Consider the following 18,245-nt stretch of genomic DNA (forward strand, 5'->3'; position numbering starts at 1 on the left):
AAAGAAAGGTCGAGTTATATGTTTACTGGTAACAAAGGGGAATGGAGTGAGTGCTATACATTTTTAAAACTCTTAGGCGAAGGTAGGTTATATGCTGCAGATGCGGAATTGAACAAGATTCCAGACATCTATTACCCTATTATTAAAATTATCAGAGATGAAGCATGTGGGAAAAAAGATTATATACACAGAGAAAATGTTATTGTTGTTGACGGTGATACAAACCGAACAGTATTGGAGATATCTGCAGACGATTGCGTTAGAAAGGCAACTTATATTTATGATAGAATTATTAAGTCTAAGGGACCTTCGTTTGCAATTCCTCAAATCGAGGCTTTTTTAAACGAGCTTAAATTTAAAAAGTTAAAAGCTAAGTCGGCTGATAAAAGTGATATTCGTATCGTAGTATATGACTTGAATACAGGCATGAAGCCAACACTTGGGTTTAGTATTAAATCCAGGCTCGGTGGATTATCGACATTATTAAATGCAGGGAAAACAACCAATTTTATATATAAGGTAACAGGGGTAAATATAGATGCAAAAATGGTAGAGGAGATAAATTCTATTGCTACTAAATCTAAGATAAGAGATAGAATTAGTGCTATTAAAGAATTGGGAGCTAAAATAGAGTTTATCGAAATGGCGAGTGATATGTTTGAATTAAATTTACAGGTAATTGATAGCTTGCTACCTAGTATATTGTCAAACTTTGTACTTAACTTTTATCAAGGCAGAGGATCTTCGTTAGAAGAGTTATTGAAAATTATGAAGGAAGAGAATCCTTTCAATTTTGACACACGCTTTAATCATAATTTTTACGAGTATAAGTTGAAGGGATTTATTCGTGATGTTGCGTTGGGTATGACTCCAGCAAAATGTTGGGACGGAAAATTTGACGTCATAAGACTGAATTTACAAATACGCTTTATTTAATGGTAACGAGGTGTTGTAATTGACTGTACATAAAGAGTATTGGCCTAATGGGAATGTAAAGTACGATGGGGAAATGGTTGATGGGAAATGGCAAGGCGAAGGAAGGTTATTTTATGAAAATGGAAAAATACATTATAAAGGTGAATTTGAGAATGGTGAAATGCATGGTTTTGGAGAGCTTTATAATGAAAACGAAGCATTAATATATCGTGGTCATTTTGAATTTGGTGAAAAGGCACCCAAATCATATAATGCTAAGCAATTTTTGAATACTCTCGTATCTAGTATCGACTTCTATGGATGGCTCAAAAAAACAGCTTTCTTTGCTGTATATTTTGCTATTTTTGTAGCGATTGATTATTGGTATGGTGCAAGCTGGGCGATGTATTTAGTATCGCTTGTATTGTTTACACTAGCAATTACATTTACTATTAGAAGAGATTTGTACTATAGATATGCTAGTTTTTTTAATAGTTACTCCATGGATATGATTGAAGAAAAAGGTGAATTGTTTAAAAAGAAGAATACAAGATCAAATATTATTGGCTTGTATTTTGTTGCTACTATAATGATGTTTAATGGCTCTGTACAGCCAGATAATCGTTCATTAATCGAATATATCGGTTTAGCTAATATCTTAGTATTTTTTGTGTTTTTTCTATTGTTATTACTATTGCTAGATATATTAAGTAATGCTGCTTTAAAGCATAGCGATGATAACGACCAATTCATAGGTTACTCTATTGTTTTTGGATTTTTAGTTGTGCTAATTGTGTTTGTTTTTCTACAAATATTATTTTAATAAGATCATAAGAGGCTTCAAACGTATGTAAGGAGAGGAAGATTTACAAACGAAAATAGGAAGTATATAATTGTAAATAGTAAAAAAGAATCATGGGGTTATATGCATCCATGATTCTATTAATGTAGACAGTGCGTACAAATCAATAATATCAATAATCAAGAAATCGAGGGGAGTTTTCCGAAATGAGTGCAAATCAAGATTACCTTAATATGCATAACAAAATAACAGAGACAGTAGTTGAAAAAGCGAAAAATATTGCTGTTGACTTAGAGGTAGACTCAGCTAAGCTGCAGGAGTTAGTTGACGGGGTAACGCCAATTACTTCTGTAGTTAATGTGCCAATAGATAAGGATGAGTTCTTAGCGCTGGCTGAGGAGATTACAAATCATATTAGTACTCATCAACCACAATTAAGTGAGGTTGTACAAGCAATCATAAAGACACTGAAAACTACAGACCGTTTAGACGAATTTGTTACAGCGTCAAAAAAATTAGACTTAGATTTTTTTGTGGAATTTGGCGAAGAACATAATATAAATCCATCTATAACTCAGTTTTTAGGGGAAATGGCATACCGCTCTTATGCTATTGCTTTTGCTAAGCTAGTGCTTCAAGATATAGATTTGGCTAACTACAGGAATAATCTATGTCCAGTATGCGGTGAGAAAGTACGGATTATGAGTGCGCATGGGGATGATAAGCGCGAAGCTTGCTGTACCCGTTGTGATACAGTGTGGGAACTAAATCCCCTGCAGTGTCCGCATTGTAAGAATGACGACCACGAAAAGCTCCATTATATTAAAGCAGGGGCTGATGAAGGTCGGAAAGTTTATGCATGTAATGTGTGCAAAGAGTATGTTAAACAAATTGATGCTAAAGATTTCATGAATAAACCCAGTCATTTTATTGTCGACCTAGAGACAATTTATTTAGATATGTTAGCTGCTCAACAAGGTTATGGAGCAAAAGTAAAATAAAGAAAAACGAGGAGTGGGAAAAATGGCTGAAAAGCAAAGTAATAGCCATGCGAAATCAAAGGTATGGCTAGTAAAAGGAGAAAATGTTGTTTATGGTGACGGTAGACAAGCCTTGCTAAGTGCGATTAAGGATACTGGCTCGATAAGGCAAGCGGCAAGTAGACTAGGAATGTCCTATCGGGCGGCATGGGGTAAGATTAAAGCGACGGAAGAGCGATTGGGACTCGAGCTTGTTAGCACAAAAGCAGGTGGAAATGATAGTGGAACGAATCTTACTGAGGCTGGCATAGAGTTCATGAAGAAGTATGAGCAGTTTAAGGCAGAGTCAAATGATGCAGTTGACGAAATTCATCGGAAATATTTTGGATAGATTGACGAACAGTTTTTCAGTTGATAAAATAACTCTTAATGTTAACTTAAGGAGTGTTTAAACAGTGCAAAAGCCTGAACAAAAGGTAATCGTCCTTGATTTTGGAGGACAGTATAACCAGTTAATCGCGAGGCGAATTCGTGAGCTAGGTGTATATAGTGAACTAATGTCTCATAAAACAACAATTGAACAAATTAAAGAATTAAACCCAAAGGGGATTATCTTCTCAGGCGGACCAAACAGTGTCTATAGCGAGAAAGCGCCAAAGGTTGATTCGGAAATTTATGAGCTTGGAATACCGATACTTGGAATTTGCTATGGCATGCAAATGATGTCGTACCATTTCGAAGGTAAGGTAGAACGTGCTAGTGTTAGGGAATATGGCAAGGCAACCATCACTGTTTCAAACGAGTCAAGCCTATTATATACAGGACTGCCAAAGGAGCAGCAGGTATGGATGAGCCATAGCGACCTTGTAATAGAGCCACCTAAGGGCTTTGTAGTCGATGCAAGCACCAATCACGCCCCTGTAGCGGCGATGAGCAATGAAGAAAAAAGACTGTATGCAGTACAGTTCCATCCTGAGGTACTACATACCGTCCATGGCAACGATATGCTTAAAAACTTTATCTTACACGTTTGTAAGTGTGATTTAAATTGGACAGCTAGTAACTTTGTAGAATTTGCTGTAGAAGATATAAAAAGTCGTGCAGGAGATAAGAAGGTTCTATGCGGACTTAGCGGCGGTGTAGATTCTTCAGTTGCTGCGGTGTTAACACATAAGGCAGTAGGGGATAATTTAACTTGTATCTTCGTAGATCACGGTCTATTACGTAAAAATGAAGCAGAGCAGGTAATGGAAACATTCAAAGATGGTTTCAACATGAATATTATTCTTGTCGATGCGAAAGAACGTTTTATGACCAAATTAAAAGGGGTCAGTGATCCTGAGACTAAACGTAAAATTATTGGTGAAGAATTTATCCGTGTATTCGAAGAAGAGTCTAAGAAACTAGGGCAATTCGATTACCTTGTACAGGGCACATTGTATACAGATATTATTGAAAGTGGAACAGATACGGCGACAACTATTAAATCCCATCACAACGTTGGTGGATTACCAGAAGATATAGATTTCGAGATAATTGAACCGTTAAACACATTATTTAAGGATGAAGTTAGACGTGTAGGGGAAGAAATGGGATTACCTGAGACGATTGTATGGCGCCATCCATTCCCAGGACCAGGTCTTGCAATTCGTGCAATAGGGGAAGTGACGGAAGAAAAGCTGCACATTCTCCGTGAGTCAGACGCTATTCTAACAGAAGAAGTGCGTAAAGCTGGCTTATATCGTGAAGTATGGCAAATGTTTACTGTTGTACCGAACGTTCGTAGTGTAGGTGTTATGGGGGATGAGCGTACCTATAACCATGCGGTGGCTATTCGTGCTGTGACTAGTACTGATGGTATGACGGCTGATTGGGCGCACCTTCCTTATGAGTTACTACAAACCCTATCTTCAAGGATGATTAATGAGATTCCAGAAGTAAACCGAGTTGTATATGATATTACATCAAAGCCACCAGCAACAATCGAATGGGAATAATAGATTAGTGGCAAAAATTAGAATATAATTTGTTTGTATTTGGCAGAATAACCTTTGTGGATAATACCACAAGGGTTATTTTTATGCATTCAGTTAAAAGTTAAATACACGAACATTTAAATAAAATACCCATAGAACGTTCGTGTTTTTTGTTGACTTTTGTCGAATATGCTGGTACACTATGGTTGCAATAATCGTATTTAGATTAAACCAATATTGAAACAAGGTTCGTATAATCCTGAGAATATGGCTCGGAAGTATCTACCAGGCAACCGTAAATTGCTTGACTACGAAACAACTTACGTATCACATGATGTTGATACGCTTGTTTTCGTAGAGCCTAGTGTATATAACTATATCACTAGGCTCTGCTGTTTCCAAATTTATCCAAAAAGGAGATGTACGAGTTGGTAAGCAAAGACAGTGCAGTAGGTAAGTTTTTTAAGTTTGAAGAACACAACACGAATTTCAGAACAGAAGTAATTGCAGGTCTTACAACATTCTTAACTATGGCTTACATAATATTTGTAAACCCTGCGATTCTATCAGACGCCGGTATGGATTTCGGAGCAGTATTCGTAGCAACGGTTATCGCTGCAACTATTGGTAGTTTGATTATGGGGTTATATGCTAACTATCCAATCGCGTTAGCGCCAGGTATGGGTCTGAATGCATATTTCTCATACACTGTAGTATTAGGAATGGGCTATTCTTGGGAAGTTGCTTTAGGAGCAGTATTCGTTTCCGGGGTATTATTCTTGATTTTAACAGTATCAAAAATACGTGAACTTATTATTAATGTAATTCCACCAGGTTTGAAAAGTGCTGTTGCAGCAGGTATTGGTTTGTTTATTGCTTTTATTGGTTTAAAAAATGCTGAGGTTATTGTAGGTTATGATGCAACACTAGTAGCGTTAAATCCTGAATTTCTGTCTGGGACACCGCTATTGACAATGATTGGTTTAGTAATTATTTCTTTATTAATAATTCGTAAAGTACCAGGCGGAATTTTTATTGGTATGTTAATTACAGCGATTATAGGTATTTTTATGGGTGAAGTAGTGCGACCAGAGGGTATAGTAGAGGCACCACCTAGTTTAGCTCCTACATTTATGGCGATGGACATTTGGGGTGCGTTAGAGTTAGGTGCATTGACAATAGTATTTGCTTTCTTGTTCGTTGACTTCTTCGACTCTGCTGGAACATTAACTGGAGTTGCTAAGCAGGGTAATATGTTAGTTGACAATAAGCTTCCTAGAGCAAGCCGTGCATTAACTGCAGACTCTGTAGCTACAATGTCAGGTGCAGCGCTTGGTACATCAACAACTACAGCTTACATAGAATCATCAGCGGGTGTTGCGGCTGGTGGACGTACTGGTATGACAGCTGTTGTTACTGGATTATTGTTCTTAGCTTCGTTACCGTTTTTCCCAATTATTAAAGCGTTAGCTTTATCGCCAGGGGTTACATCACCTGTTTTAATTATAGTGGGTGTATTCATGGCTTCAAGCTTAAAGGATATTGAATGGAAAGAGTTTTCCGAAGCAGTACCAGCTTTTATGACGGCGTTATTTATGCCGCTAAGCTTTAGTATCGCCAACGGTATTGCATTTGGTTTCATTGCATATCCGCTTGTAAAGGTTTTTGCAGGTAAGGCGAAGGAAGTTCATCCATTAGTATATATTATCGGTTTCTTATTCGTGCTCCGATTTATTTTCCTCGGAACGGACTAAGGCAATTGGAGATATTAAATTTTTAGAAATCTAGAAGTTCATAGAGAGGGCTCTTTTATAGGGTCCTCTTTTACTTCAAGTATGGATACATTAAAATACGATTAGCTATAAATAAAACCAGAGGAATATGGAGGATTATAATATGGACAAGCAGACCTTAGTGGGTGTTATTATGGGTAGCACTTCTGACTGGGAGACTATGAAACACGCATGCGATATGCTAGACGAATTAAAAGTACCCTACGAAAAAAAAGTAGTGTCAGCCCATCGAACTCCAGATTATATGTTTAACTATGCGGAGACCGCCAAGGATCGTGGGATAGAAGTTATAATAGCGGGTGCGGGTGGAGCGGCCCATTTGCCAGGTATGGTTGCCTCTAAGACTGAGCTACCAGTAATTGGTGTGCCTGTGAAATCTAGCAACTTAAATGGCTTAGACTCATTGCTGTCTATTGTGCAAATGCCTGGGGGCATCCCAGTGGCTACAGTAGCCATTGGCAAAGCAGGAGCGACCAATGCAGGAATACTTGCAGCGCAGATATTAGGGATTAAATATCCAGAATATCAGCAAGCAGTGGCAATAATGCGCCAAAACAAGAAGGACACGGTATTATCAGAGGAACTGTAATTTCAGAGGAACTTTAATTATGAATTGTTAAATGAATGAATGTAAAAGTATTGGGGTGTATTACTGTGGATGATAATAATAAGGTGATAGAACCAGGCTCTACAATTGGGATATTAGGTGGCGGGCAGCTTGGTAGAATGATTATATTAGCTGGGAAGGCAATGGGGTATCGATTTGTCACACTTGACCCGCATAGCAAATGTCCAGCAGCGCAGGTTTCCGATGACCATATTGTGAGTAAGTTTGACGATTTTAAGGGTGCTGATTATCTAGGTCGTAATAGTGAGGTTATAACTTATGAATTTGAAAATGTAGATTCTGCAGTTGCCAATAGGCTAGAGGAAAAATACTATTTGCCTCAAGGAAGCCTATTATTAAAAATTACACAAAATCGTAGCAATGAGAAGTCTGTTTTACGGTCACTAGGTCTACCAGTTGCACCATTTGAAGTTATTAAAAGAGATCCATACGAAGTAATCAATAATGAGCCATTAACACACCTTAAACTTGTATCAAAAGATGAGCGACGCTTAGAGACAGCACTGCTGAAAGCTGTAGATAACTTAGGGATGCCAGCGGTTATGAAGACAACTACAGGTGGCTATGACGGTAAAGGACAGTGGTTTATCCGTAATGAGCGCGATTTTATATCTGCTAGTAATGCTTTTAACCGTATCGAGTTTGTCAATTCAGATTTTATTGTTGAGAAATTTGTACCATTTGAACGAGAACTCTCCGTGATTGTAGCTAGGAATAAGAAAGGTGAAATAGAAACATATCCAGTAGCAGAGAATATTCACAATAACAGCATCTTGCATATGACAATAGTTCCAGCAAGAATTCCTGTCGAGGCTCAGGAGCAAGCACAGAAAATTGCTAAACAGCTAGCAATAGATATAGATCTTATTGGTTTGTTAGCAATAGAAATGTTTTATAAAGAGGATGGCACAATCTATATCAATGAACTAGCACCAAGACCACACAATTCTGGACATTATACAATGGACGCATGCATGACGTCGCAGTTTGAACAGCATGTGCGGGCAATCTGTAATTTACCATTAGGCAAGACTGATTTATTAACGCCAGTAGTGATGGTAAATCTATTAGGACAGCATATTGCTCCGTTTATGGAATCGATTCCTAACATGCCGAAAGAAGTAAAATTCCATTTATACGGAAAATCAGAAGCAGTATATAACCGGAAGATGGGACATATCAACGTATTAAGTGCAAGTGTTGAAGATGCATTAAGTATTATTAACAACCTACCGTTCATTGATGCATAACACTAGCTAGTTACTATGACAACAACGCGCAAGCTGCAATATATACAATAAGACCCAGTGGGTAAGATACAAACCAACATGATGGGTAAAAAAATGGAGGATAAGAAATGATAGAAAGATATTCAAGGCCAGAAATGGCAGCAATTTGGACAGAAGAAAATAAATTCAATGCATGGCTTCGTGTTGAAATAGAGGCTTGTGAGGCGTGGGCGGAGCTAGGTGTTATTCCGAAAGAGGATGTACAAAAGCTTTGGGATAAAGCAGGCTTTGATGTGCAGCGCATTCACGAAATTGAAGCAGAAACAAGACATGATGTTGTTGCCTTTACTAGAGCGGTATCTGAAACCCTCGAAGAAGAGAAAAAATGGGTTCACTATGGACTTACTTCAACTGATGTAGTAGATACAGCACTAGCTTTTCTAATAAAACAAGCGAATGATATTATCCGCAAGGATATTGAGTATGTTATAGAAGTATTACGTAAGCGAGCAATTGAGCATAAGGACACTATAATGATGGGTCGAACCCACGGTGTGCATGCGGAGCCAACAACCTTTGGCTTAAAGCTAGCCTTATGGTATGAAGAGATGAAGAGAAACCTTGAGCGCTTTAACCGTGCTGCTGAAGAGGTAGAGTTTGGTAAAATGTCAGGAGCTGTAGGAACCTATGCAAACATTAACCCTGCAGTAGAAGAGTATGTCTGTAAGAAACTAGGCTTAACCCCAGCGCCAGTGTCAACGCAAACTTTACAGCGTGATCGTCATGCGCACTATTTATCAGTTCTAGCTTTAGTCGGGACAACCCTAGAGAAAATCGGCGTAGAAATCCGTGGGTTACAAAAAAGTGAAGTGCGTGAGGTCGAGGAACGCTTCCATAAGGGGCAAAAAGGTTCATCAGCTATGCCGCACAAACGTAATCCAGTATCAAGTGAAAACATTTGCGGTTTAGCTCGTGTGCTACGCGGCAACATGGTTGCAGAATATGATTGCGTTCCACTATGGCATGAACGTGACATATCACACTCATCAGTTGAACGTGTAATCATACCTGATAGCACGATATTGCTAAACTATATGCTCAGACGTATGGGCAAAGTACTTGATGATTTAACGGTATTCCCTGAGAACATGCGTCGCAATATGGACCGCACCTTCGGACTTATTTTCTCACAAAGAGTATTACTTAAGCTGATTGAGAAAGGCATGTCTAGGGAAGCGGCTTATGATATGGTACAACGCAAAGCAATGCAGGCCTGGGAGGAACAGACCTCATTTAAGGGATTGGTAGAAGCAGAAGCAACTATAATGGAGCACTTGACGGAAGATGAAGTCGAGGATTGCTTCGATCCTAGATATCATGTGAAACATGTAGACACGATTTTCAAACGTATTGGTTTAATATAGTTTAAATTTTTAGGAGGGTATTTTTAAATGCAAAAGGGTCAAATGCTTTATGAAGGAAAGGCAAAGAAAATATTTCGCACCGATGACGAAAACATCTATTGGGTTGTATATAAAGATGACGCTACTGCATTTAATGGCGCAAAGAAGGGGCAAGTAGCTAACAAAGGCTTATTAAATAACAAAATAAGCTCATTATTCTTCAAAATGCTTAAAAAAGAGGGCATTGATAATCACTTCATTGAGAACATCTCAGAGAATGAACAGCTTATTAAAAAGGTTGAAATTATCAATGTAGAGGTTGTTGTCAGGAACGTGGCTACTGGATCTTTAGTTAAAAGGTTAGGATTCACGGAAGGCGAAGAATTATCAGAGCCAATTGTTGAATTTTATTACAAAAACGACGCATTAAATGACCCTTTTATAAACGAAGACCATATAAAGATTTTGAAGCTTGCAGACCCTGGACAGGTACAGCAAATGAGGGAGCAGGGTTTACGAGTAAATACAGTATTAAAGCGTTTTATGGAGCAGCTAGGTATTATATTGGTTGATTTCAAGCTAGAGTTCGGAGTAGACAGTGAAGGTAAAGTATTACTGGCTGACGAAATATCTCCTGATACCTGTCGATTCTGGGATATAAAAACCCAGGAGAAGCTAGACAAAGACCGTTTCCGTCAAGATTTAGGTGGCGTAGAAGAAGCCTATCAAGAAATTCTAAAACGATTGGAGGCCAAAATATAATGTGTGGTGTATTTGGCATCTTTAACAACAAAAATGCAGCTCAGCTCACGTATTATGCCTTATATGCACTACAGCACAGAGGTCAAGAAAGTGCTGGAATCGTAGCAAATGACAATGGCAATCTTAATTCTCACAAAGGACTTGGACTAGTTGCAGATGTGTTCACAGAAGAGAAAATAGAAACTCTGAAAGGCACTTCGGCTATTGGGCATGTGCGTTACTCAACAACAGGCATAAACTCACTACAAAATGTACAACCGATTTTCTTCAATTATCGTCGTGGAAACCTGGCAATTGCTCATAATGGAAATCTTGTTAATGCCCATCAGTTACGAAGCCACCTGGAGCGCCAAGGGAGCATTTTCCAGGGTACGAGTGATACTGAAGTAGCTGCCCACCTAATTGCCCGTTCAGGCTATGAGAACACTGAGGAGGCTGTCAAAGAGAGCTTAAGTATGCTTAAAGGTTCATATGCGATGCTATTCATGTCTGATACTAAGCTTATTGCTGTAAGGGATCCTAATGGCATTCGCCCACTTTCTTTAGGGAAATTAAATGGTAGTTATGTAGTTTCCTCAGAGACCTGTGCATTCGATACGATCGGTGCTACTTATATTCGTGACGTAGAGCCTGGTGAGATTATTATGATTACTAAGGACGGAATTACAAGTGATCGTATCACTAGCTTTCCAAAAAGAGCTACCTGTGTGTTTGAATATATTTATTTTGCGCGTCCAGATAGTAATATTGAAGGACTTAACGTTCATTCTGCTCGCAAAGAGCTTGGCAAAAAGCTGTTTCAAGAAGCTCCAGTAGTAGCTGATGTTGTCACGGGCGTACCTGACTCAAGTATTTCTGCTGCAATCGGTTTCGCTGAAGAAGCAGGAATTCCATATGAGCTAGGGTTAATTAAAAATCGCTACATTGGTAGGACGTTTATCCAGCCTTCACAAGAACTGCGCGAACGTGGTGTGCGTTTAAAGCTAAGTGCCGTACGTAAGGTTGTGGAAGGTAAACGTGTAGTTATGATTGACGATTCAATTGTAAGAGGAACTACTAGTGGACGAATTGTTAATATGCTAAGGGAAGCAGGGGCGACTGAGGTTCATGTGCGTATTAGCTCGCCGCCAGTAACCCATTCCTGCTATTATGGAATTGACACATCTGCTAGGGAAGAGTTAATTGCAGCTAACAAGACGATTGAAGAGATTCGCGAGCATATAGGTGCGGACTCATTAGCGTTTTTAAGTACTGACGAAATGATTAATACCTTTGGTGAACGTACAGATTTATGTGGTGAAGATAAGAACTGTAGCGGTTATTGCGAAGGTTGTTTTACGGGATCATATCCTACAGAGATAATAGAGCAGTCCAAGTTTAGCTTAGAGCGCTAACGAATTTAGTTTAGAACGCTAACAAGTTTAGTTTAGAACGTTAGGGAGGCATAATAGAATGAGTTTATATAAAGATGCTGGTGTAGATATTGATGCAGGTAATGAAGCAGTTGACCGTATGAAGCCCCATGTAAAGAAAACATGGCGTAAAGAGGTATTAACGGATTTAGGTAGCTTTGGTGCGTTATTTCAATTAGATTTACAAAAATTCCATGAGCCTGTTTTAGTTTCAGGAACAGATGGTGTAGGCACAAAGCTAAAAGTTGCTTTTGCCTTAGATAAGCACGATACGATAGGTATTGATGCTGTAGCTATGTGTGTTAATGATATCGTTGTGCAGGGCGCTGAACCATTGTTTTTCCTAGATTACTTAGCCTGTGGGAAGCTTGAGCCTGGAAAGGTAGAGCAAATCGTTAAGGGTATAGCTGATGGTTGTGCCCAGTCAGGCTGCGCTTTAATCGGCGGAGAGACAGCGGAAATGCCAGGTATGTACGCAGATGGAGAATACGATATTGCAGGATTTTCTGTAGGAGCCGTTAATAAAAGCGAAATCATTGATGGATCTAAAGTTGCAGAGGGAAGCGTAATTATCGGCCTTGCATCTAGTGGGGTACATTCAAATGGTCTATCACTTGTACGTAAGATAATTGCAGATAACAATATAGCTTTTACCGACTCATTTGCAGAGCAAGTTAGTACAAATTTAAGCGCTGATTTAGCTAATAAAACTGTTGGTGAGGTTATACTTGAGCCTACAAAGCTTTATGTGAAATCAGTCCTAGCTGTTAAAGATAATTTCGAGCTGCAGGCTGCTGCCCATATTACTGGCGGTGGATTTTACGAGAACATACCTAGAGTATTTCCTGAGAAATATAAAGCAGTAATAGAAAAAGATACATGGACAGTTCCGGCTGTGTTTAGCTTCCTGCAAGAAAAAGGCGGAGTACCAGAGCGTGAGATGTATCGTACCTTTAACATGGGTGTCGGGATGATGTTAATTGTTCCAGCAGAGCAGCAGGAGCAAGTACTAAAGTTTCTTGCTGACTTAGGTGAGCAGGCTTATAAAATAGGACATATAGAGCAACGAAATGCTGAAGAAGCAGGTGTCATCATTAGTGGAATCGAATAATCATAAGCAGAGTAATTGTATTACTAATAGAAATTCTAAGCTAGCTGTTGCTGTACTGGCTTCAGGAAACGGATCAAATCTACAAGCATTAATTGATGCCCAGCAAGAAGGAAGTCTATCCTATGAAATCAAAGTCGTAATTACGGACAAGCATGGTGCAAGAGCAGTTTCACGTGCAAGGGAATCCAATATAGTAGCATATGAGTATGCACCGAAAGATTACCCATCAAAAGCAGACTATGAGCAGCAAGTCCTTAACTGTCTAAATAAACATAATATTGAACTGGTGGTTTTAGCAGGCTATATGCGTATTGTTGGAGCAACACTTTTAAACGCATTCGATGGGCGGATGATTAATTTGCATCCGTCACTGCTACCATCCTTTCAAGGAATTCATGCGCCACAGCAGGCCATTGATGCAGGTGTTAAAGTTTCGGGCTGTACAATCCATTTTGTTGATGAAGGATTAGATACGGGACCGATTATAGCGCAGCAGCCTGTTACTGTAACATTTGCTGATAATGCGGATACATTACAAGCAAAAATCCAAAAGCTAGAACATAAACTAATCGTCGATGTCGTAGAGCTAATTGCCCAAGGGCGTGTAAAGCGTCATGGGAGGATTATAGAAATTATATAGTGTGGGTATGTGTGGGTAAGTGCATGGGAAACGAATCCAACTCACTCACTAAGGTTTCCGACTTTGAAAGTGTGGGCAAGGCGCAGAGGTCGCATTCGACCCATGAACTAACGCTTTCAGCTTTAACATTCGCTAAGCTCGATTACCTAAAGCTCCCAACTCGCAAACTACACTCGGACACGGAAGCTTCTTAACGGTAATCTTCACTAAGCGACTGTACAAGCCTCCAGCAAAAGGTTCAAGCTGCCGAACACGACCCCTACGCCCAGTAGGATGCAAGTTAACAACTGTTTCACAAGTTTGTTCCGTAGAACCCATTCCCCATGCACCACACGAGAGATTGGAAAATATATTTTCAAGCAGTCAGCATAAATATCGTTATATTGTAGCGGTGATGAGTGGGAATGTGTGAAGGAGCGATCTATAGTGACAGGCTACTACTAGCTCTTAGTGCAGGATAGGTTGGAACTTCAACTGTCTGACCGAAGGGAGTTTTGAAGTTTCCCTATCCAAACTTAGAGCTAGTGGAGCCGAAAACGGGTGAGCGAGTTTACATATTTCTACTCATCACTTCTTCATCGTTACTCATCACAAAAGATAGAAAACGGAGGTTATAACATTGAAAAAACGAGCCCTTGTATCTGTTTCTGACAAGACGGGAATTGTCGAATTAGCAAAACAATTAATAGAGTTAGATGTAGAGATAATTTCTACAGGCGGAACGAAAAAGTTATTACAGGAAAATCAAGTGCCAGTTATCGGCATATCTGATGTAACAGGGTTTCCTGAAATCCTAGATGGTCGTGTTAAGACCCTTCATCCTAATGTGCATGGGGGTTTACTAGCGCGTAGGGACTTACCTGCCCATGTTGAGCAAATGAACGAGAATAATATCGAGGCTATCGACTTTGTTATTGTAAATCTATATCCATTTAGGGAGACAATTTCAAAACCTGATGTTACCTTAGAAGATGCGATTGAAAACATTGATATTGGTGGTCCAAGCATGCTACGCTCAGCAGCTAAAAACCACAAGGATGTTATCGTACTTGTAGACAGCAAGGATTACGCTCCTGTTCTTAATGAATTAAAGGAGCAGGGTGAGGTTTCCTATGAGACGAGACTGGCGCTAGCAGCGAAGGTATTCCGTCATACGGCAGCTTACGATTCGTTAATTAGCAAATATTTATCAAAACAAGCAGGTCAAGTATTCCCTGAGAAGCTAACTATGACCTATGAAAAGATTCAAGATTTACGTTATGGAGAAAATCCGCATCAAAAAGCAGCTTTTTATCGTGAAGCACTTCCTGATGTAGGTAATATAGCGACTGCTAAACAACTCCACGGAAAAGAATTATCATATAACAACATTAACGACGCTAATGCGGCCTTAAGCATCGTTGCAGAATTTACTGAACCAGCAGTAGTAGCAATTAAGCACACAAATCCATGTGGTGTTGGTGTAGCTAGAGATATTTTTGGTGCCTACCAAAAAGCATATGAGGCAGACCCTGTATCTATTTTCGGTGGGATAGTGGCCTTGAACCGTGAAGTAGATGGACTTACGGCAAATGCCATGAAGGATATTTTCTTAGAAATTATTATTGCACCTAAATTCTCAGAGAAGGCATTAACTATACTTGCAGCTAAGAAGAATTTGCGCTTACTAGAAGTAGACATGGAGCAGCTAGCAAACAACGCTAGAAACCCATTTACTTCGTTAAAAGTTGGTGGAGGAATTTTAGTTCAAGGGCAGGATACTAAGACGATTAATCAAGGTGATTTAAAAGTTGTCACTAAGCGTCAACCAACTACTGAGGAAATTACGCAAATGCTGTTTGCTTGGAAAGTTGTAAAACACGTAAAATCTAACGCAATTGTACTGGCAAAAGAAGATCAAACAATTGGTGTGGGTGCTGGGCAAATGAACCGTGTTGGTTCAGCTAAAATTGCCATTGAGCAAGCTGCAGATAAAGCAAAAGGCTCCGTACTTGCTTCAGACGCTTTCTTCCCAATGCCTGACACAGTTGAAGCAGCGGCGGCAGCTGGTGTAACGGCGATTATCCAACCAGGTGGCTCGATTAAAGACGAGGACTCTATTAAAGAGGCGGACAAGCACGGAATCACAATGGTGTTTACTGGAGTTAGGCACTTTAAACATTAATTTACGCGGATAGGTTCATTAAGGGTAAGAATTTTACTGTTGGGAATTTTTGAGGAGGATGATTATGCGAATACTTGTAGTTGGACGTGGAGGGCGTGAACACACATTAGCTTGGAAGCTTGCGCAAAGCTCAGAAATAACAAATGTATATGTGGCGCCAGGAAATCCAGGAATAGCTAGAACGGCTAAATGTGAGTGTGTTGATATAGACGAGTTAAATATGGAAGAGCTTGTTACCTTTGCTATTCAAAAGACTATTGATTTAGTGGTAGTAGGCCCAGAAGCACCTCTATCTGCAGGATTAGTTGATGAGATGATAGGGGCAGGGATTCCAGCATTTGGACCTTCAAAGGAAGCGGCACAAATTGAGGCAAGTAAAGAGTTTGCTAAGAAGTTAATGGTTGAAAACAATATCCCTACGGCAGCATATGCGTCGTTTACCGACCTTGAATCAGCGAAGGAGTATGTCAAACAGCAGGGGGCACCAATTGTTGTCAAGGCGGACGGTCTAGCAGCAGGTAAAGGTGTAGTTGTGGCGATGACGGAAGCAGAAGCTTTAGATGCCCTAGATCAAATAATGGGTGATAGCATTTTCGGTACGGCAGGAAGTCGTGTTGTTATTGAGCAATTCCTTGAGGGTGAAGAGGTAACGATAATGGCCTTTGTCGATGGAAAAACAATTAAGCCAATGGCTATGGCCCAGGATCACAAACCGGTATTTGATAATGATGAAGGACCGAACACGGGAGGTATGGGTACTTATTCTCCTGTACCACAATTTGCTGAGTCGTTAACAGATGAAGTTGTTAAGACTATTATTCAACCAACTGTGGAAGCATTACAGAAACAGGGAATCACATATAAAGGTGTACTATACGCTGGTTTGATGGTTACTAAAGATGGTCCGAAGGTTATAGAATTTAATGCTCGATTTGGTGATCCAGAGACACAGGTAATCCTGCCGAGGCTTGAGACTGACATTATGACTATATTTAACGCGGTGATTCAAGGTAAATTGGAGTATGTAGACGTTGAATGGTCAAATGATGCCACAGTTTGCATAGTTATGGCGTCAGAGGGTTACCCAGGGAATTATGATAAGGGTAGACCAATTCGAGGTTTAGAGGGAGTTGCTGAGGAGTTCGGCAATAATGTTGCTGTATTCCATGCGGGTACTAATGAGAAGGATGGTCAGATAGTTACTAATGGAGGCCGGGTTTTAGGTGTTATGGGTAGAGGAATAGACTTGCTTCAAGCTAGAGATAATGCATATCAAGCAGTTTCTAAGATAGAATTTGCAGGTGCTCACTATCGCACTGATATCGGTTTAAAGGCGATTAAAAATGTACAATAACGATAAGCAAGCACTTCAGGCAAAGCGATACAAAGGGTACTTTCTAGATTTAGATGGAACTATTTATCGAGGGACAGAACCGATTCCTGAAGCGATTGATTTTGTTAAGAATTTACAAGAGCAGGATATTCCGTTTCTGTTTCTTACCAATAATTCGTCGAAAACACAAAAGCAGGTAGCTGACAAAATATGTGCCTTTGGTCTTGATATAACTGAAGATCATGTTTATACATCAAGTATGGCTGCAGCTAGGTATTTATTAGAGACAAATAAAACCAGTGAAGATAAACAAAATGATACAGTAAGTGTCTGGATAATTGGGGAGGATGGACTTAGGGATGCAATGCAGTCAGTTGGAATTCCTGAGAACGAAACAAATCCCACTTATGTAGTTATGGGTATTGATCATTACATCAGCTATGAAAAACTTGCAACAGCTTGTTTAGCAATAACTAACGGCGCTAAGTTATTAGCAACGAATTTAGATCGAGCAATACCGACAGAACGGGGCTTGCTTCCTGGCAATGGTTCCCTAGTATCTGTAGTGACGACCGCAACTGGTGTAAATCCAATAGTAGTTGGCAAACCAACAAGTATTATAACGAGATTTGCCCTTGAAAAAATAGGCTTATCGAAGGAAGATGTAATTATGGTTGGAGATAATTATGACACGGATATACGTACGGGCTTTAATGCAGGTATGGACACACTGCTAGTATATTCAGGCTTAACAACTAAGGAAGAAGTCTCAACATATGAGCAGAAACCTACATATGAAGTAGATACGCTAAAGAACTGGGATATTTTATAAGTCTAATTAGATAAGTCGGCTATTAACAAGTTAAATACCCATAAGGTATCTTATTACTAGACATAATTGACTATTAGGTTGGAATATGAAATAATGTTATTAGAACTAAGCTAACATGTAATAGCAATAAAGCTTATTACTGTTTCTTACCCCGACATTATATTTGAAGAAAGGCAATTTAATATTGCGTATCTTCAGGGGCTGCTAAACTAGCAGCTCTATTTTTTTGCTTAGCATTATGTATACAACTTGATTTGATACATAT

Annotated in this window: 17 protein-coding genes and 1 riboswitch; of the genes, 16 read left to right on the plus strand and 1 reads right to left on the minus strand. The window is 39.4% G+C overall.

Annotated features, from left to right (window positions below):
* Positions 1-18: 18 nt before the first annotated feature.
* The 13 genes from BHF68_RS07585 to purN all read left to right on the plus strand — a co-directional run bounded on the left by BHF68_RS07585 (position 19) and on the right by purN (position 13,651).
* On the plus strand, positions 19-936 hold the full coding sequence (locus BHF68_RS07585) for an HpaII family restriction endonuclease (RefSeq protein WP_069643050.1): 918 nt from the start codon (positions 19-21) through the stop codon (positions 934-936).
* A 19-nt stretch (positions 937-955) separates the two neighbouring features.
* Positions 956-1,738: a toxin-antitoxin system YwqK family antitoxin gene (locus tag BHF68_RS07590; protein ID WP_069643051.1), complete on the plus strand. Its 783-nt coding sequence runs from the start codon at positions 956-958 to the stop codon at positions 1,736-1,738.
* Between the two features lie 185 nt (positions 1,739-1,923).
* The gene (locus tag BHF68_RS07595) at positions 1,924-2,718 is read left to right on the plus strand and encodes a formate dehydrogenase accessory protein FdhE (protein WP_069643052.1); all 795 of its coding nucleotides are present in this window, start codon (positions 1,924-1,926) and stop codon (positions 2,716-2,718) included.
* A gap of 22 nt (positions 2,719-2,740) precedes the next feature.
* Positions 2,741-3,088: a winged helix-turn-helix domain-containing protein gene (locus tag BHF68_RS07600; RefSeq protein ID WP_069643053.1), complete on the plus strand. Its 348-nt coding sequence runs from the start codon at positions 2,741-2,743 to the stop codon at positions 3,086-3,088.
* Positions 3,089-3,152: 64 nt separating this feature from the next.
* Positions 3,153-4,694 carry a glutamine-hydrolyzing GMP synthase gene (gene guaA / locus BHF68_RS07605; RefSeq protein WP_069643054.1) on the plus strand — a complete coding sequence of 514 codons (1,542 nt, stop codon included), beginning with the start codon at positions 3,153-3,155 and terminating at the stop codon, positions 4,692-4,694.
* 208 nt (positions 4,695-4,902) lie between these two features.
* Positions 4,903-5,004: riboswitch (purine riboswitch) on the plus strand.
* Positions 5,005-5,101: 97 nt separating this feature from the next.
* Entirely contained in the window at positions 5,102-6,427 is a 1,326-nt protein-coding gene (locus tag BHF68_RS07610) for an NCS2 family permease (RefSeq protein WP_245669648.1), read from the plus strand.
* A 142-nt stretch (positions 6,428-6,569) separates the two neighbouring features.
* The gene (gene purE / locus BHF68_RS07615; RefSeq protein ID WP_069643056.1) at positions 6,570-7,055 is read left to right on the plus strand and encodes a 5-(carboxyamino)imidazole ribonucleotide mutase; all 486 of its coding nucleotides are present in this window, start codon (positions 6,570-6,572) and stop codon (positions 7,053-7,055) included.
* 35 nt (positions 7,056-7,090) lie between these two features.
* Positions 7,091-8,344, plus strand: coding sequence for a 5-(carboxyamino)imidazole ribonucleotide synthase (purK, locus tag BHF68_RS07620; protein ID WP_084019285.1), 1,254 nt, complete (start codon positions 7,091-7,093; stop codon positions 8,342-8,344).
* Between the two features lie 107 nt (positions 8,345-8,451).
* The gene (purB, locus tag BHF68_RS07625; RefSeq protein WP_069643057.1) at positions 8,452-9,747 is read left to right on the plus strand and encodes an adenylosuccinate lyase; all 1,296 of its coding nucleotides are present in this window, start codon (positions 8,452-8,454) and stop codon (positions 9,745-9,747) included.
* A gap of 27 nt (positions 9,748-9,774) precedes the next feature.
* Entirely contained in the window at positions 9,775-10,488 is a 714-nt protein-coding gene (gene purC, locus BHF68_RS07630) for a phosphoribosylaminoimidazolesuccinocarboxamide synthase (RefSeq protein WP_069643058.1), read from the plus strand.
* Entirely contained in the window at positions 10,488-11,882 is a 1,395-nt protein-coding gene (gene purF / locus BHF68_RS07635) for an amidophosphoribosyltransferase (RefSeq protein ID WP_069643059.1), read from the plus strand. Before purC ends, purF begins: the two co-directional genes overlap by 1 nt.
* Positions 11,883-11,940: 58 nt before the next feature.
* The gene (gene purM, locus BHF68_RS07640) at positions 11,941-13,011 is read left to right on the plus strand and encodes a phosphoribosylformylglycinamidine cyclo-ligase (RefSeq protein ID WP_069643060.1); all 1,071 of its coding nucleotides are present in this window, start codon (positions 11,941-11,943) and stop codon (positions 13,009-13,011) included.
* A complete protein-coding gene (gene purN / locus BHF68_RS07645; RefSeq protein WP_084019286.1) occupies positions 12,971-13,651 on the plus strand; it encodes a phosphoribosylglycinamide formyltransferase in 681 nt (226 codons plus the stop codon). The genes purM and purN overlap by 41 nt, the downstream gene beginning before the upstream one ends.
* A 132-nt stretch (positions 13,652-13,783) precedes the next feature.
* Here the strand turns inward: purN and BHF68_RS07650 are convergent, their stop codons facing one another.
* Positions 13,784-13,969, minus strand: a complete 186-nt coding sequence (locus tag BHF68_RS07650; RefSeq protein ID WP_069643061.1) for a hypothetical protein — start codon at positions 13,967-13,969, stop codon at positions 13,784-13,786.
* Positions 13,970-14,270: 301 nt separating this feature from the next.
* Between BHF68_RS07650 and purH the strand changes: the two genes are divergently transcribed.
* The 3 genes from purH to BHF68_RS07665 all read left to right on the plus strand — a co-directional run bounded on the left by purH (position 14,271) and on the right by BHF68_RS07665 (position 17,980).
* Positions 14,271-15,815, plus strand: coding sequence for a bifunctional phosphoribosylaminoimidazolecarboxamide formyltransferase/IMP cyclohydrolase (gene purH, locus BHF68_RS07655; RefSeq protein ID WP_069643062.1), 1,545 nt, complete (start codon positions 14,271-14,273; stop codon positions 15,813-15,815).
* Positions 15,816-15,879: 64 nt separating this feature from the next.
* Positions 15,880-17,169, plus strand: a complete 1,290-nt coding sequence (gene purD, locus BHF68_RS07660) for a phosphoribosylamine--glycine ligase (RefSeq protein ID WP_069643063.1) — start codon at positions 15,880-15,882, stop codon at positions 17,167-17,169.
* Entirely contained in the window at positions 17,159-17,980 is an 822-nt protein-coding gene (locus tag BHF68_RS07665) for a TIGR01457 family HAD-type hydrolase (protein WP_069643064.1), read from the plus strand. The genes purD and BHF68_RS07665 overlap by 11 nt, the downstream gene beginning before the upstream one ends.
* Positions 17,981-18,245: the final 265 nt, after the last annotated feature.

Origin of the sequence: Desulfuribacillus alkaliarsenatis, from assembly GCF_001730225.1 — a bacterium.
Lineage (GTDB): Bacteria > Bacillota > Bacilli > Desulfuribacillales > Desulfuribacillaceae > Desulfuribacillus > Desulfuribacillus alkaliarsenatis.

Excerpts from the sequence above, each read along its gene's own strand:
- BHF68_RS07585 (WP_069643050.1), top strand. The coding sequence starts at position 19 with ATGTTTACTGGTAACAAAGGGGAATGGAGTGAGTGCTATACATTTTTA.
- BHF68_RS07595 (WP_069643052.1), top strand. The coding sequence starts at position 1,924 with ATGAGTGCAAATCAAGATTACCTTAATATGCATAACAAAATAACAGAG.
- BHF68_RS07600 (WP_069643053.1), top strand. The coding sequence starts at position 2,741 with ATGGCTGAAAAGCAAAGTAATAGCCATGCGAAATCAAAGGTATGGCTA.
- purE (WP_069643056.1), top strand. The coding sequence starts at position 6,570 with ATGGACAAGCAGACCTTAGTGGGTGTTATTATGGGTAGCACTTCTGAC.
- purK (WP_084019285.1), top strand. The coding sequence starts at position 7,091 with ATGAATGTAAAAGTATTGGGGTGTATTACTGTGGATGATAATAATAAG.
- purB (WP_069643057.1), top strand. The coding sequence starts at position 8,452 with ATGATAGAAAGATATTCAAGGCCAGAAATGGCAGCAATTTGGACAGAA.
- purC (WP_069643058.1), top strand. The coding sequence starts at position 9,775 with ATGCAAAAGGGTCAAATGCTTTATGAAGGAAAGGCAAAGAAAATATTT.
- purF (WP_069643059.1), top strand. The coding sequence starts at position 10,488 with ATGTGTGGTGTATTTGGCATCTTTAACAACAAAAATGCAGCTCAGCTC.
- purM (WP_069643060.1), top strand. The coding sequence starts at position 11,941 with ATGAGTTTATATAAAGATGCTGGTGTAGATATTGATGCAGGTAATGAA.
- purN (WP_084019286.1), top strand. The coding sequence starts at position 12,971 with ATGCTGAAGAAGCAGGTGTCATCATTAGTGGAATCGAATAATCATAAG.
- BHF68_RS07650 (WP_069643061.1), bottom strand. The coding sequence starts at position 13,969 with ATGGGTTCTACGGAACAAACTTGTGAAACAGTTGTTAACTTGCATCCT.
- purD (WP_069643063.1), top strand. The coding sequence starts at position 15,880 with ATGCGAATACTTGTAGTTGGACGTGGAGGGCGTGAACACACATTAGCT.
- BHF68_RS07665 (WP_069643064.1), top strand. The coding sequence starts at position 17,159 with ATGTACAATAACGATAAGCAAGCACTTCAGGCAAAGCGATACAAAGGG.